14 protein-coding genes are annotated in these 15432 nt (G+C 36.3%); 2 read left to right on the forward strand and 12 right to left on the reverse strand.

All coding sequences use genetic code 11. From position 1 onward, the window contains the following. Position 1 precedes the first annotated feature (1 nt). Together B7C41_RS06900 and B7C41_RS06905 are read left to right on the forward strand one after the other, a co-directional pair. Positions 2–472: a phosphatidylglycerophosphatase A family protein gene (locus tag B7C41_RS06900; RefSeq protein ID WP_085298062.1), complete on the forward strand. Its 471-nt coding sequence runs from the start codon at positions 2–4 to the stop codon at positions 470–472. Positions 473–655: 183 nt separating this feature from the next. Then, on the forward strand, positions 656–1360 hold the full coding sequence (locus tag B7C41_RS06905) for a WecB/TagA/CpsF family glycosyltransferase (RefSeq protein ID WP_158089092.1): 705 nt from the start codon (positions 656–658) through the stop codon (positions 1358–1360). A gap of 136 nt (positions 1361–1496) precedes the next feature. Here B7C41_RS06905 and B7C41_RS06910 read toward each other — a convergent pair whose 3' ends face one another. The 12 genes from B7C41_RS06910 to B7C41_RS06965 all read right to left on the reverse strand — a co-directional run bounded on the left by B7C41_RS06910 (position 1497) and on the right by B7C41_RS06965 (position 15294). Beyond that, entirely contained in the window at positions 1497–2492 is a 996-nt protein-coding gene (locus B7C41_RS06910) for an O-antigen ligase family protein (RefSeq protein ID WP_158089093.1), read from the reverse strand. Positions 2493–2771: 279 nt separating this feature from the next. Continuing rightward, a complete protein-coding gene (locus B7C41_RS06915; RefSeq protein WP_085298065.1) occupies positions 2772–3710 on the reverse strand; it encodes a glycosyltransferase in 939 nt (312 codons plus the stop codon). After that, positions 3710–4567: a glycosyltransferase gene (locus B7C41_RS06920; RefSeq protein ID WP_085298066.1), complete on the reverse strand. Its 858-nt coding sequence runs from the start codon at positions 4565–4567 to the stop codon at positions 3710–3712. The genes B7C41_RS06915 and B7C41_RS06920 overlap by 1 nt, the downstream gene beginning before the upstream one ends. 36 nt (positions 4568–4603) lie before the next feature. Beyond that, on the reverse strand, positions 4604–5521 hold the full coding sequence (locus B7C41_RS06925; protein WP_085298067.1) for a GNVR domain-containing protein: 918 nt from the start codon (positions 5519–5521) through the stop codon (positions 4604–4606). Positions 5522–5592: 71 nt separating this feature from the next. Next, the gene (gene rfbA, locus B7C41_RS06930) at positions 5593–6456 is read right to left on the reverse strand and encodes a glucose-1-phosphate thymidylyltransferase RfbA (protein WP_085298068.1); all 864 of its coding nucleotides are present in this window, start codon (positions 6454–6456) and stop codon (positions 5593–5595) included. Beyond that, complete coding sequence (rfbB, locus tag B7C41_RS06935) at positions 6453–7523, reverse strand: dTDP-glucose 4,6-dehydratase (protein WP_085298069.1); 1071 nt, start codon at positions 7521–7523, stop codon at positions 6453–6455. Before rfbB ends, rfbA begins: the two co-directional genes overlap by 4 nt. Before the next feature lie 219 nt (positions 7524–7742). Continuing rightward, the gene (locus B7C41_RS06940; protein WP_085298070.1) at positions 7743–9530 is read right to left on the reverse strand and encodes an asparagine synthase-related protein; all 1788 of its coding nucleotides are present in this window, start codon (positions 9528–9530) and stop codon (positions 7743–7745) included. A 19-nt stretch (positions 9531–9549) separates the two neighbouring features. Next, entirely contained in the window at positions 9550–10965 is a 1416-nt protein-coding gene (locus B7C41_RS06945) for an MOP flippase family protein (RefSeq protein WP_085298071.1), read from the reverse strand. A 34-nt stretch (positions 10966–10999) separates the two neighbouring features. Next, positions 11000–12058 carry a TDP-N-acetylfucosamine:lipid II N-acetylfucosaminyltransferase gene (locus tag B7C41_RS06950; RefSeq protein WP_085298072.1) on the reverse strand — a complete coding sequence of 353 codons (1059 nt, stop codon included), beginning with the start codon at positions 12056–12058 and terminating at the stop codon, positions 11000–11002. Then, positions 12059–12643, reverse strand: a complete 585-nt coding sequence (locus tag B7C41_RS06955; RefSeq protein WP_085298073.1) for an acyltransferase — start codon at positions 12641–12643, stop codon at positions 12059–12061. 55 nt (positions 12644–12698) lie between these two features. Beyond that, complete coding sequence (locus B7C41_RS06960) at positions 12699–13796, reverse strand: DegT/DnrJ/EryC1/StrS family aminotransferase (protein WP_085298074.1); 1098 nt, start codon at positions 13794–13796, stop codon at positions 12699–12701. A 244-nt stretch (positions 13797–14040) separates the two neighbouring features. After that, positions 14041–15294: a hypothetical protein gene (locus B7C41_RS06965; RefSeq protein ID WP_085298075.1), complete on the reverse strand. Its 1254-nt coding sequence runs from the start codon at positions 15292–15294 to the stop codon at positions 14041–14043. Positions 15295–15432 lie beyond the last annotated feature (138 nt).

Consider the following 15432-nt stretch of genomic DNA (forward strand, 5'->3'; position numbering starts at 1 on the left):
GATGGCTGCATCAACAGAAAATTTTCAACTTTCAAATCCAATTCATTTTTTAGCTTTAGGTTTCGGAAGCGGTTTAGCGCCAAAAGCACCGGGAACTTTTGGTACGCTTGCTGCAGTTCCTGTTTTTTTTTTAGCAATTAACTTAGATAATTTATATTATTTAGCACTGTTAATTATCATGAGTATCGCAGGGGTTTATATTTGCGGTAAAGCAGCAAAAGATGCTGGCGTACATGACCACGGCGCAATTGTTTGGGATGAAATTGTTGGTTTTATGATCACCATGTATCTGATCCCGGTAAGCTGGCTAACAGTATTAGTTGGTTTTGCTTTATTTCGTTTTTTCGATATCTTAAAGCCTTGGCCAATCTCTTATTTAGATAAAAACTGTCATGGTGGCTTAGGTATTATGCTCGATGATATTGTTGCAGGAATAGCGTCTTGGGCTTGTATGATGTTAATTTTCAGATAATCTAGTCTTTCGACATTAAAGCAGCTTGCTGACAACCTCCTGCTCTAGAACTTGATTCTACACTTCATTTAATTTTTATCATGTTAGCTGGCAGAAAGCTAAGTTTCTTCACTGTAAATAGTCGATGCTTGCGGTATAATTTAGCATATTGCTTTTCTAACATTTAAACATCAGAGGTACTCTTTGCCACCTATTTCTACCCAGCTATTTGGTTTTAATATCACTAGCTTCAGCTCTTTACAGCAACTGACTGACTACTGCCTTGAAAATCCGGCAATTTATGTCTCTTTAAATGCAGAAGCTTTATATCACGAATCAAAAGAGCTTACCGATGTTGTCAATAAGAATATTGGCTATTGTGACGGTATCGGCGCTGTATTTGCAGTTAACCTACTTAACAGGCAGAAGATAAGAAAAACCCCAGGTTGTGAATTATGGCTTAGTGTGCTCAATAAACTGAAATCTGAGAAAATTGCACTTATTGGTGCTGAGTATTCAACTCTTGAAATAGTCAAAAAGAACATAGGCGCTGACTATCCAAATGTTGATATTGCCTACAGCCATGATGGCTTTTTTCAAAATAAAGAAAAAGTACTTAATGAAATTGTCCAAGCACACCCTAAGTTTGTGTTTGTTGCATTAGGACAACCTAAACAAGAGCAATTATGCATGGAACTTCAACGTCACTTACCTGACGCAACCTTTTTTCCTATTGGTGGTTCATTTGATGTCTATGCAGGTAAAGTTAACAGAGCCCCAAAATGGTTAATAAAGTTACATCTTGAATGGCTATACAGACTAATAAAAGACCCTAAGAGATGGCGGAGGCAGTTAGTACTTCCAATGTTTTTATTTAAAACAATTACCCATAAATTAAAAATTAACTAGTGCTCCATCCTTTCACTAAATTCAAGCTTAAAATATCCATATTAAACGTCAGGTGTTATGAGCCTCTCAATATATAACACCTGAACTAAAGTTCATTTAAGGTAAAAATACGATAATTTTGTGTGGAAATACAATTTTATTTCAATGTGTTTCTTAATACTTCTACATTTAACTCATGGCTATAGTGCTTTTTTATTTTCTCAGGCTTAAGGTATCTCTTCCCTGCAATGACACCTAAAACTAGCCAAAAGAAATAGAAAAAACAAACAGTAAAATAAACTGGACCAGCCAACATTGCGATAACTAAAGCAATAAAAGTATAAAATGTAGCTGATTCAAGGGCTGCCCCCTCTCTAGAAGCAACATATAAAGGCTTAACTAATTTATAATGATAATAAATAAATACAGAGAAAAATATAGGTCCAAGCTCAACTAAGTATTTTAACCAGTCAGAATGAGCGGAATAGCCTTTACCGTCGGATATTTTTAACGCGTTCATATTTACGGCTTGCCCTATTCCCGAACCTTGAAAGAAAAATCGTCCTATCCAATCATCTAATAATAATTTCCAGTGTAACACTCGCCACTGTAATGATGACTCTAGCTTTTCCCCCTCTTCAACCTCAACATTTACGCCAGCTATAGCTGTTTCAATTAATCTTTCGCCAATTGGCGTATAAAAAATAACGAGGTAAGTTAACGGCAAAGCAAGGATAATGAAAAAGAATGCTGATACTATTTTGTTTTTACTTGAAAGAAACACATAAACAACATAAGCACCGAACAAGCTGATAATATTCTTTAAAGTTCCGCTTAATAAAATAAGAATAAATGATGAGAAGCTAATATAAAATAACAACCAACGGTTCTTATTCTCTAAAAAACAACGTATTCCATAAAAAACACAAGAAAACAAAGCTATATTTGCTAAAATATTTACTCTGCCAGTAATACCTGTAGGCCTAAGAACATCCTCAATAATAATACCAACACCTAAAAAGTAGCCGATAATACCACAGGATATATGGACAAAAATAACAAAAGTTAAGGTCCCTAAGGCCACTGATGTTTTGTTATATATGCATAAAATAAAACCTAAAAAAAAGAAGCCTCCCATTAACAAAATCTTCATTAGCTCAGCTAACGAAGACATAATTGGCATTCCGTTATAAAGTGCTACCAAAGTCGATAGAAGGGAAACGATCAATATTGCTAAGTAATTCCTGGTAAACGTTGTTTTAAGAAATAGAGAAAGAGAGTTCTTATTGATCATCAAAAAAATAAATAGTAACGAGAGCATAAAGACCGGAACGCCCAAACGTAATAGGTTACTATCAAATGATATTGTTAATACTCTGGACAACCAAAAAGATAGAATTATAAAGCTCACCGCATACCTCTATAATACTAGCTACTTAAAATGAAGCTGTTGATAGCACTTTATGATTTCTTGACAAACAATACGGTTTGACAGTGACTCTTGATGCTTCTTATCATAAGAAAAACCACTTTTATAATTGGCTAGAAAGTGGCACACAGCAGTAACTAATTTTGCTTTATCCACCGAAACAACACATTCGTCATAAGCTTTAAGTAAAAGAGGTACATCACCAGCAGGTGTAGACACAACTGGTAGCCCGCACAATATAGCTTCTTTAACCGCTTGGGGTGAACCTTCATAATGAGAAGTCATCAGCATACAAGCAGATTTCTGCAACAAGTTGGCAACGTCTTTACGACTTAAATTTTCTAACACTTTAACTTCAAAAGGAGAATTAAAGTCTTGCTTCACCTCTTCAATAATTGAACAAAATAGTTCGTAGTTTTTTTCATGTCTTGTCGGGCTTGATGGAAAAACAATAATTTTTTCTCGTTTAGCATCATTTTGCTTAAATATACCAGCAATACCACAGGGTAAATATAAATAACGACTAGTATAGTTTTTAACTTTTTGTGTGATTTCTTCGCTTACACAGATAGAACAATCAGATATACCTATGCCAAGCTTAGTTATCCATAAAACAGGAAGATTATTACCAACAACATCGCCTCCATGCAATGTTAGGACAATTTTACACTTACGATACTTAAGCAATGGATAGAGTAAAATAACAGGAAGCATAGTTAAGCCAAAATGCACATGCAAAATATCAGGTTTAAACTGATTTAATTTTTTCCATAAACCAAAAATCGATAATAGATATTTTGCCACCATATTATCACCATCAAGAAAAAAGTAGTCGACATCTTTGAGCGATTTTTTTAGCTCCTCGACCTGCTCTTTTACAAAAATCCCATAATAAGGTTTATCTTTTGTGGGATACATGTTGGTCAATGTTAATATTCTCATTAAAATTTATGTCCTAAAAAAATAGCTGTTGCGCGCAACCAATTCCGAAAACCTTTAACACTAAAGCAACGAACAAGCTCAAGCACTGGTAGCTTTTGGTTGGAAAATATAGACTTTCTCAAAATAGCATTTTTTATTTGTTTTTTATCCATCAAATACATATATCTATCGTAATATTTAAAGCAACCAAGTTGCCCCTTCGAAGTTGTAATGCGTAGTCTATTAGGCTCTATATCGGCAATATATAAAACCGTATTAATTCTTCGGCCTACACCATATTTTAGACTCAGCCTTGTCCATGTGTCATAATCTTGCCATGCTGGCATCTCTTCACAAAAGCCATCTATAGCTCGTAGCTTTTCAGTTGTTGTAAATACCTGATTACCAATTTCGTTATTGAATAATAAATCGCTCAGAGTGATATTGGTTAATTCACCTAGTGGTGCTATATCAGGAAATTCAACAGAAGAAATGTCTACTAGCTTCTCTTCAGCAAGCGATGAACACAAGAAAGCATCGCTCTCATTGAAAAGCTTAACAAATATGGCAACTCTTTCAGGATGAAAAACATCGTCATCATCGAGCCCTGTAATAAAATACCCATTAGCATTATTAATACAGACATTTCGAGCAACACAAGCTCCTTGAGGTGTCGCATTTTTGAAATAACGAATATTGCTATATCTAGTACAATATTCCTGCATCACTGTATCGGTATTATCAGATGAGCCATCACTACAAACTAAAATTTCAATATTTTCATATGATTGCCCTAATACAGACTCAATCGCTCGAATAAGAAAATCACTTCGATTATGTGTCGGAATATATATAGAAACCAACGGAAGTTCAGACATTACATTTACCTAATTTAATAACGATTAGAAGTCACACTAATCTTTCTTTGCATTAAAGTGTCGGATTAATACAAACATTAACGCTAAAACAAAACCTGCAAGCGTAGCTATAATACAAATAAGTGCACGTTTTGGAGATGCCTTAACTTCAGGGAATGTCGCAGGGTCAATCACTTTAAAAACATATTCGTCACGTACATTTGTCATCAAAAGTGTTCGCATTTGCTCTTCTATGATCTGATAAAAGGCTTGTCGTGTTGTTGCGTTTTCTATATCCTGAATAGTACCTTTTAGATAAGTTATACTCTGCTCTGCCTCTTTCTTATCGCGTTCTTTAATAGCTAAATTAATTTCTTTAACTAATAGTGTTAGCCAATATTGCGCTATTTTAGGATCAAAAAACTCTAACGTTATATTAATAATACCATTCTTACTTGCCTTGTTTACCACCATAATTTGCTTAAAACGCACAAATATATCTTCAGACGATGGAATCACAGGTTTAGGCGCAATAACTGCTCGAATCCATTTATTACTATCAGAATCATACAGTTTATTGTTTATAATTATTTCACCTTTATCATTAGTTCCTTTTCCTGCAATCAGAGGAACAAGAATTTTATATTTATTAACAAAGTCGGTTAAAAACATACGTGACTGCAGCACTTCAAGCGCTAATGCTGTTTTTTCCCCACCACCACCAGGAAGGCTAATACCAGCCATACTTGCCAAACCACCAAGCCCTCCAGCTAAAGATGATAAGCCACCTGCAGATTCTCCGGCTGACATAAGTTTAACCTCAGAACGATAAAGATTCGGCAAGCTTATACTGTAGAATATCGATGAGATGGCAAATAGACTAACAATCAAAATAACAATTAATTTATTAGTATAAACAACATGCCAAATCTCGCTCAGTGTTACTTCTTTTTCAACAACAAATTGTTCTTTCATTTTTTACTCAAAGTTAATCATCTTAATTTCAGTTCAATACAATCAGTACAAAGGAAACTGTTATTGGCATGCTAATCAATTAGCTTACGCAGGTACTGTCCGTAATCTGTTTTCAATAATGCCTGGCTAAGTACTTCAATTGCTCCACGATCAATCCAACCATTATTGAAAGCTATTTCTTCTAAACAAGCTATTTTAAAGCCTTGTCTCTTTTCAACAGTTTGCACAAAGCTTGACGCTTCCATCAAACTATCATGAGTGCCGGTATCTAACCAAGCAAAGCCTCTCCCTAACACCTCAACTTTTAATTTTTTCTGCTTTAAGTAAGCTTCATTTACCGACGTAATTTCTAATTCGCCCCGGCTAGAAGGCTCAATTGACTTTGCAATTTCAATCACTGAATTATCATAAAAGTACAACCCTGTTACCGCATAATTAGAAGCTGGATACTCAGGTTTTTCTACAATAGATACAGCATTAAAGTCACTATCAACCTCAACGACGCCAAAACGTTCCGGATCGTTAACCTGATAAGCAAACACGGTTGCTCCATCTTCAACTTTTGCAGCTTGCTTTAACTTGGGCGAAAAATTAGCACCATAAAAAACATTATCTCCCAGAATAAGACAAACACTATCATCACCAATAAACTCTTCTCCAAGAATAAAGGCTTGCGCTAAGCCATCCGGTGAAGGCTGAACAACATAAGAAATCTCTATACCAAAATCACGTCCATCACCAAGTAAATTCACATATTGTTGCTGATCTTCTGGTGTTGTAATAATTAAAATTTCTCTAATACCCGCTAGCATAAGCACCGATAATGGATAATAAATCATTGGCTTATCATAAACAGGTAAAAGCTGCTTAGAAACACCACGAGTTATCGGATGCAAACGCGTCCCGCTGCCACCAGCTAAAATTATTCCTTTCATGTATCACTAGTTCCTAAACGTTGGCGCTGATATGCACCCGATTGTACCTGTTCACACCATAAGTGGTTATTTAAATACCATTGAACTGTTTTTTTGATACCTGATTCAAATGTTTCTTCTGGTACCCAATCCAATGTTTGTTTGATTTTATCTGCATCGATCGCATAGCGTAAATCATGTCCAGGTCTATCTTTCACATGAACAATAAGTTCTTCAAAACAAGTTACTCCCTTTGGTTTATCAGGGACAGCATCATCTAATATTCGACAAATTGTCTTAACAACATCAATGTTGGTTTTTTCATTATGCCCACCAATATTATATGTTTGCCCTGGCTTACCCTGAGTTATCACTTGATACAAAGCACGCGCATGATCTTCAACATATAACCAATCCCTAATTTGGCTACCTTCACCATAAATTGGCAAGTTTTTGCCTTCAAGTGCATTCAAAATAACTAGTGGAATTAGTTTTTCTGGAAAATGGTAAGGTCCATAATTATTAGAGCAATTAGTTATAACCGTAGGTAAACCATAAGTTTTATGCCATGCTCGTACTAAATGATCTGAACTTGCCTTAGATGCAGAATACGGAGAGCTAGGATCATAAGACGTATTTTCAGTGAACAGTAAGCCACTATCTTTTAAATCGCCATACACCTCATCAGTAGAAATATGATGGAACCGGAAAAGTTCTTTTTTCGGAGAAGCGAGAGAATCCCAATAATTTTTAGCTACATCAAGTAATGTAAAAGTACCTACTATATTGGTTTGAATAAATTCTGCTGGGCCATCGATAGAACGATCAACATGAGACTCTGCCGCTAAGTGCATGATCGCATCAGGCTCAAAACGGTCAAATAACGCTGTTATCGCTTGCTTATCACAAATATCAACTTGGGCGAAATTATAATTAACATGGTTTTCAATATCAGCTAAAGATAGTAAATTCCCAGCATAAGTAAGCTTATCAATATTAATAACGTTGCAATTAGTTTCAGTCAACAAAAAACGAACAACAGCACTACCAATAAAGCCAGCACCACCTGTCACCATAATTGTTTTCATTTAAAGCCTTGTAATTTTTAAATAGATATATAGGTTATTAGCCGTTACCAAGCCAATAATATGGGATAGACTAGACGGAATATTATTATCTCAAAATTAATTGTAATTTACCAATTCTGTTAGCTTGAAATTATGAATATAGATAACTCTGCATCATTAAAAAATAGAATATACACAAGTCACTTGAAAATGCACTTTCAAGTGACTTGTGCGTAAGAGTTACTTATTATTTTTAATATTCAAAGATTTGAATGTAGATAACTTAAGCAAATATATTTCAAGTGTAAGTAAGCAACCTATAACATCAATCTGTACATTGGCTTTTCCTTTAAAGTAATCACTTACAATACGCTCTACCCGACTTTTCCCTAATACGTTATGCATTAAACAATCTTCTGTTAATAGTGTCGCATTAATATATTCACGAAACTCCGGATGTTTCAACCAATCTTCATAAACAGCATAATTTCGTTTGCCAGATAGAACACGGTATAACTTTCTAGCTGTAGCTTCTAAAGGCCCTCCTTTTAAAAGCCGAACGAAAAATTGCCGAATGCTATATGCAGTATTCGACGGTCTGATTTCTTCACTTACTGTGCCGATAACTTTACCCGTTTTTTGCCAAACAATGGTAGAAAAGTAATCTGGATAATATTTTAAAAGCATCGCATTATAGAGCTTACTGTTAGCTCTATAATGATCAGGTAAAGAGTAGGCATATTCAATCAGGTCATTGTCTATAAAAGGCTTCAAGCTATTTAACTTATGACTAAGCAAATCACTACCGGCAGAGACAAAACGCACACAGCGTTGATAAAGAAAGAAGGGATCAGTGCCAGGAAAATTAAAATATTCTTCATTAGCGTCAATTATATGCTTGTACGGCTCATAACTATCCGCACACAACTTACCTGGAGATGAAAATTTATCTTTTTCATCATATAAATAACTGCCACCAAGGACTAAATCCCCAACATAGCCATTGAGTAAGTAATTCGAACATTTTGAAATATTATCAACAGAACTTAGTGCATGCATATGCAAAATATTTTTATTACCATCTGTTGACCAAACGCCATTTTCACGGCCTTCATACCAGTTATTTTGCTCAATACTCACTAAGGAGTTAGCTACGCCAGCGATATCACTTACTTGTCGCGCAATTTTTGCATCATCACAATCTTCTTGGCCAAAAGTAAAGGTACTTATTTCGCCCTTAAAGTGCTGCTTAGCAGAGGCAAGTAATACGCGAGAATCAAGGCCACCACTTAAAGTAATAGCTAACCTGCCTTGATTTATTGAAGACATACAACGTTGCATTGCCTTATCAAAGTAGCAATATAAATCATCAACGGCTTGGTCAAAAGAAATCGTAAGATTTTTTTTAATCTCACTCCAACGCCAATACTGGCACTGACTATACATATGATTATTTGTGTCTATTGTCATGATGGTTGCAGGTGCTAGTCGATGTATATTACTAAAGAGTGTTTTAGTACCTAACATTTGCCCCACATTAATAAACATATCGGCTATTGAATCATCGATATCGATTGTATGTTCAGGGTGCAGTAATATACCTTTAGGCTCACTAGAAAATCCTAAACATTGATTATCTTCTAACCAAAGGTGTAAAGGCCGGTGTCCAAACCGATCACTTATAAGAGACACTTTATGGCTGTTTTTATCAAATATTGTAATGATAAAGTAACCATTAAGTTCTGTTAAAAATGTCTCCAATTGACCAAGCTGATATTGCTCAGCAATTGTTACTGACCAATTATCAGAGCTGTGTGTTTTATGAGAAAAAACATCACCAAATATATCAACATTGCAACTACCATTACTATAGCTTTGATGTGCTACGTTTTCTTCCGGCGCTTTCAATATTAACTGGCATGTAGAGGTTTGCCATGTATTAACAACTTTTCCTGATAACTCATTTATGCATATACTATTTTGCTTTACAGCGTATTTATTACCTATAAAGCCCACTAAGCCCGTCATCTATCTATATCCTAAACGTTTACTTTCTAATAAAAGAAATCACCTTGATTATTGAAGGAATAATCAATAAGCAATAGCTCACTGCAATAATCAACATGATATAAAAATCATTAATGGAAATCACATATTGGTTAATTAAAAACACACTAACGCTGGCCAGTAAAAACAAGCTCAACGGTAGAAGTATTGCACTTAAAAATTTAATAACTGACATGCTAATCACGGGGCGAATCAAGAAGCACCAATGCATCAATAATATAACAATTTGGGCAGCAACAAGCACCTTAACAAGTACAATAACCCCAGAAGCTATAGAAGTGATAATAAGTAAAGGCCGTATAGCTATAGTTACTAAATTCCAATAAAAGCTACGTTTTACTTCGCCGGTAGCCTTTAATAGTGTTCCTATTGGGTTTATCAGTGAGATAAGTAACATATAAAGTGCAAGCCATCGCATCAACTCAGCATGAGCAACCCAGCTTGCACCAAAAATAAGCTCTAAAATAACCCCTGGAAAGCTAGCCATCAGCAAATACAGTGGTACATTAATTAAACTTAGTAAATGAATAATCTGATAATATATTCCACTAAGTGAGTGCTCTTGCTTGTATTTCACCATTAAAGGAAAAGTTACTCGGTTAACAATTGGGTTAATCACTTGCATCGCAGGGCGAAAAACAAGTTCCTTAATATAAGCGTATATCCCCAATGTTTCAGCGCCTAACAGCTTACCAATTAACAACTGATCGAACTGTGAACTAATATAGTTCAATAACCCTTCACCTGTTTGATATAAGCCGTATTTAACCGGCTTGATAACTGAAGGCCAATTTACTTTTTCAAATGTAGGCATTAATGAACGATGTAAAAATAAGGTAACACCTGTCAAAACAGTCGCGTTTACTAATTGTGAGAATACAACAGATTCAACTCTTTCACCTAAGTATAATAATATCAGCAAAACAATAAACGCCATTGTGCTTGCTATCATCTCTATTTTCGCAATGGCATTAAACTGCAATTTTTGCTGAAGCAATGCAATATGTTGCTGACTTAAGCTACGGATCAAAAATATTGGCGAAAGCAACAGCAGCAGCTCAGTTAATCGAGGTAAGCTGAAAAACATTGCCAATGGATACGACAATAACAACATGATTGCCGTCATGGTAAGTCCCAAAACAACGTTAATAAGATATAACTGATTAAGTTGGCTTCTCTTGAGATTTTGATGAAAAATTAATGAATTTGAAATCCCAGCATCGCCAAAAATTTGCGCGAAACCTATCACCAAATTAATTAATGCCAGTAACCCCAACTCTACAGGCGTTAAAAAGCGCGCTAAAATAATTAACTGTAGTAACTGTAATGCGCCCTTGTACAACGTTGAAATTGCTGACCATGACACACCAGCAAAGGCTGACTTTGCTATGGTCAAAACTTCCCCTCACTTTGCTCAACTGCGCTAAGCATTACAGTGCATTAACCATTTTTGACCATTTAGGTGCTAATGCTTGCTCAGTGTAGTGTTCAGCCATCAACGCTTGATTATTGGTATTAGGCGACTTAACCAAGGCTTTTAATTCTTCAACATTAAATTCATTCAAACCTTCAAACGCCTTAACATCAAAGCCTAACGCCGAAAGGTTACTATAGCTTGACGTTGAACGTCGTAAGAATATGGTTTTACCCATTTCTAACATCGCATATACAACATATAAACCTTGCTGGCGTTGGTGGGCAAAAACAGTAATATCCACTGTTGACAGTAACTGGTCATAAGCTGATTTTTCTAACATATCGGTTATTGCAACAAATTTATCAGCAAATAGCCTTTTTCCTTCACAAACAACCGCGTTAATGTACTCATCATTACCAGCATAATTTAGCGGCATAACAACCTCAACATTAGCATCAGCTAAGTGTGCTAGTTGTGAAAGTACTTGTAAATGCTCATTGCTTTTATCAGCCGAATTACCAACTAAAATACGTAAAGGTTGCGCAGCTGAATAAGTGACTTGCTTGTGTTGCTCGCGTACCAATCCAATTAAAGGATAAGCAAGCACTTTTACATCTTTTCTTTTCAAGTACCGAGTCACCAACTCAGCATCACCCGGGGTTAAGGCAAAAACATTGGCAAAACGGCTAATCAACCGTTGATGAAGCCAAAGCGCAACAAAATCTTTCCATGAACGATTAGGCTTACGATGCCGATATAACTCAGTTCCCCAAATCACACAACTGCAACGTTTAACAATAGGGTGTAACAGTAAACGACGCCAAGTATGTATATCGAATAAACCATGAAAAATAACTTTAGCATTTACGGGTAGCTGTGCTAAATAAGTAAAAAGCTGGTCATTATTTTCGTAATAAGTAAAGGGCTCTGCCGTATTGTTAGCTTTAGCACTGGTATGCTGTGTTTTTTTCACCCAATAAAATTGCGCAGGCTCGACCTGGCATGTTTTAGAAAAAAAGCTTTGCATCGGCTTATAGTGATGGGGAGTTTCATCAAAAATATGAATAATCATTTACAACCTATCTAAGGGGTTTTTATGTTTTTCTTCAAAACTGGTTGCTAAGGTAAGTAGTTGTCGGTTGCGCTGTTTAATAAACTTCGCCGGTTGACCTGCGTAAATCCCCCACTCAGCAAGAGAATGACTCACTAAAGACAAAGCCCCGACCGCAACACCTAAGCCAATAGTAACACTTGGCAATACCACACTGTTGGCACCAATAATAACATGCTCTTTAATAACAACAGGTTTACTAAGTACATTCGTATAGGCACTATCAACCATAGGATTAGTCATATAATTACCCGAGTAATCATCGCTGCTACTATAAATAGCGACACGCGAGGAAATATTACAATAATCACCCAAGCTAATATTTGCTGCGCCAATAAGAGAACTATAAACGGCAATATGAATATAATTACCAATAGTTATGCCCCCCTCACCAGCTGAAAGCACACAAAAATCATCAATACGGACGTTATTGCCAATGCTAATTCGACTAGCACCATAAAATGATGCCTTACGGGAAATGCAGACATTACTACCAACAGCAGCAAATCCTAATTGCCGTAGTTCGTCATTGCTGTATATAGTCATCGGCAATCCTTAAATGTTTTGACTTGTTAATCGCAAAATCAATTTATTTCGTTATTTAGTTCAAACTTATACGAACCCTTTCACAAATAAAATCAACATCCTCAATCGTTAGCGCTGTATACATCGGTAAACATAACACTCTTTGGGCTACATCATTTGCGATTGGTGTACGACCTTTCTTGCCATAAACATCAACCTGCGACAAACTTGGATAAAAATAACGTCGGGTCTGAATACCAGCATCATTTAGCTGTGCACTTAAGCTTAATAACATTGCTTCATTTTCAAGTAAAACAGGCATATAAGCGCCATTTCGCTCACCGTTTACGTGCCATTGCTGAAGCGTTATTCCAGCCACGTCAACTAGGTTAGCATGATAACGCTCAACGATTGCTTTACGACTCGCGGTGATATGGGCAATATCATCAAGTACCGCTAAACCCATAGCCGCATGCATTTCACTCATTTTTGCATTTATGCCAACGTATTGCGGCATATTGTCTTTATCAAAACCAAAATTAATTAACTGCTTAGCTTTTTCGTAATCTTCGCGCTTATTAAAAATTATCGCGCCGCCTTCTACGGCGTGAAATAACTTAGTTGCATGTAAACTCAAAGTTGATGCATCGCCATATTTTAGAACAGAGCTTAAAACAGAGCCTTGCTTATAGTCACTAGCAAACGCATGTGCGGCATCATAAATAACCTTTAATTGATTCTGTTCAGCAAAGCTCGCTATTTCTTCAACCTCGCAAGGGTTACCAAAAACATGCACGCCTAAAATAGCTGAAGCTTGCTCAGCTTGTGCAGCGGTAATGCTTTTATAATTAATATTTAAAGTTTCAGGGGCAATATCAATAAATACCGGTTTCAAGCCTTGCCAGCATAATGAACTTGCCGTTGCGGCAAACGAAAAAGGCGTGGTTAATACCTCGCCTTTAACGCCAAGTGCCGCATAAGCTACTTGTAACGCTAATGTGCCGTTAGCTACTAGCAATAAATGCTCAACACCTAAATACTCAGCTAAACGCTGTTCAAGCTGTTGTAGCAATGGGCCATTATTGGTTAACCAATTACGTTCAAATACAGTTTCAATATGCTGTTGATAGCGAGAAAATTCAGGAAGGTAAGGTTTTACAATTGGGTATTGCACAAATGCGGTTCACAGCAGTCTGAAAATATAGGCGGCTAGTTTAGCAAATGAATGATCTGGGGTCTATAAAGGCAAGGGTGGATAGTAGTAATATCAATTGAATTATCTACTTAACGTCGACAAATTAAATTAACAATGGTAAATAAAGTAAAGCACAAATAAATTTTGAGCAATAAAAAACGCGCCGAAGCGCGTTTAAAAAAATCGTTTATTTATTAAGCTTTATGCTCAATAACTTGACATACTAGTGAGTACGTACACGATCTTGTGTTGCTTTGTGGAAGTAAATACCTTCAACTTGGATGTTAGCAGCAGGAGCATTAACAATAATGTTCAAGCCTGCGTTACCGTTAATACCAGAAGCTTTAGCAAATTGTGCTACTTCAGTACTGATGTTAGTTACTGAATCAGCAGCAGCAGGAGCAACTAAAGTAGTCTTATATTCTGTGCCGTTAGCAAATAAAACAACAGAGATATCTCCAACAACTTTACCGTTATTAGTTACGGTAATTGATTGTGCATATTCATCACTGAAAGGCAAGAACGCTATATCATCAGATGAACCGTCTAAGCCCCAAGCACCAGCAGAAAGAGAATTTGTTGCTTTTGCAACAGCACCTGACTTAGGAGCATATGTAGCAGAAGTATCAACAGTAAACGCTTGGCTAGTAATTGTTGTATCACCTGCAGCATTACCAGCTGTAATAGTTAGACCAGACGCACCAAAACCAGCAGGGCCAGCAAATGCTACTGAATCAACTTTAGCTGTAATAGCTGTTGCTGTAGAAGCTGCAGCTTGTGCAAACGGAGTCGTAATTTTATCAGTAGCTGTAATTTTTCCATCAGCATTTGTATCTAAAAAGTTAAAATCACCTTTAAGAGTAGTAGCCGTAGCTGAAGGTGCAGCACCTTGTAGAGCTAAACCAGCAATCCAGGCTTCACCTGCAGCTGGAGTATAGTCAGAATATGTCACAATAACATCATCAGCATAAACTGGAGCAGCTGTAGTACCAAATTGAGTACGTAAAGTACCAACTTTTACTTCAGCATTAGCAGCAGTTGTAACTTTAACTAGGTATTGACTTACTGCTTTTTGAATAACTTTAGTGTTAGTCGTTGCAGAGTCAATTGCAATACCTGTGCTAGTTTCAGCAGAGAAAGTTACTGAAACAGTAGATGCAGCTACAGCAGAAGCCGTAGTCATTTTAACACCAGATAACGTTAAAGTATCACCAGTAAGGTTCGAGTGATCACCAGTAGCAGCTGTAACACGGTAAGTTAGTACATTTGCAGAAGTACTAATCAAGCCAACTGTCATAGTTGAAGCAGCACCAACATCAGCAAAAGCAACAGCAGGAACACTGTTCACTAAATCAAAATCAGCACCAGCGATAGTGAATTTAAGAATATCACCAACAGAATACTGAGCACCTAAAGCTACGATTGGAGTATCTAATGCTACACCTGTTGCTTCATTAGCAATAAATTCAGCACCCATTAGAGCAACATTAGCAGTTGAACCAGTTACTTTTGCTGCACTTGCATTTAATGCTACTGCAGTTAAAGCTGCTGCAAGAAGAGTTTTTTAAACATTTTTAATTTCCTTTGTTTCATGAAACTTGACGTATTAAATAAT

Origin of the sequence: Cognaticolwellia mytili, assembly GCF_002104475.1 — a bacterium.
In the GTDB taxonomy this organism is placed as follows: Bacteria; Pseudomonadota; Gammaproteobacteria; order Enterobacterales; family Alteromonadaceae; genus Cognaticolwellia; species Cognaticolwellia mytili.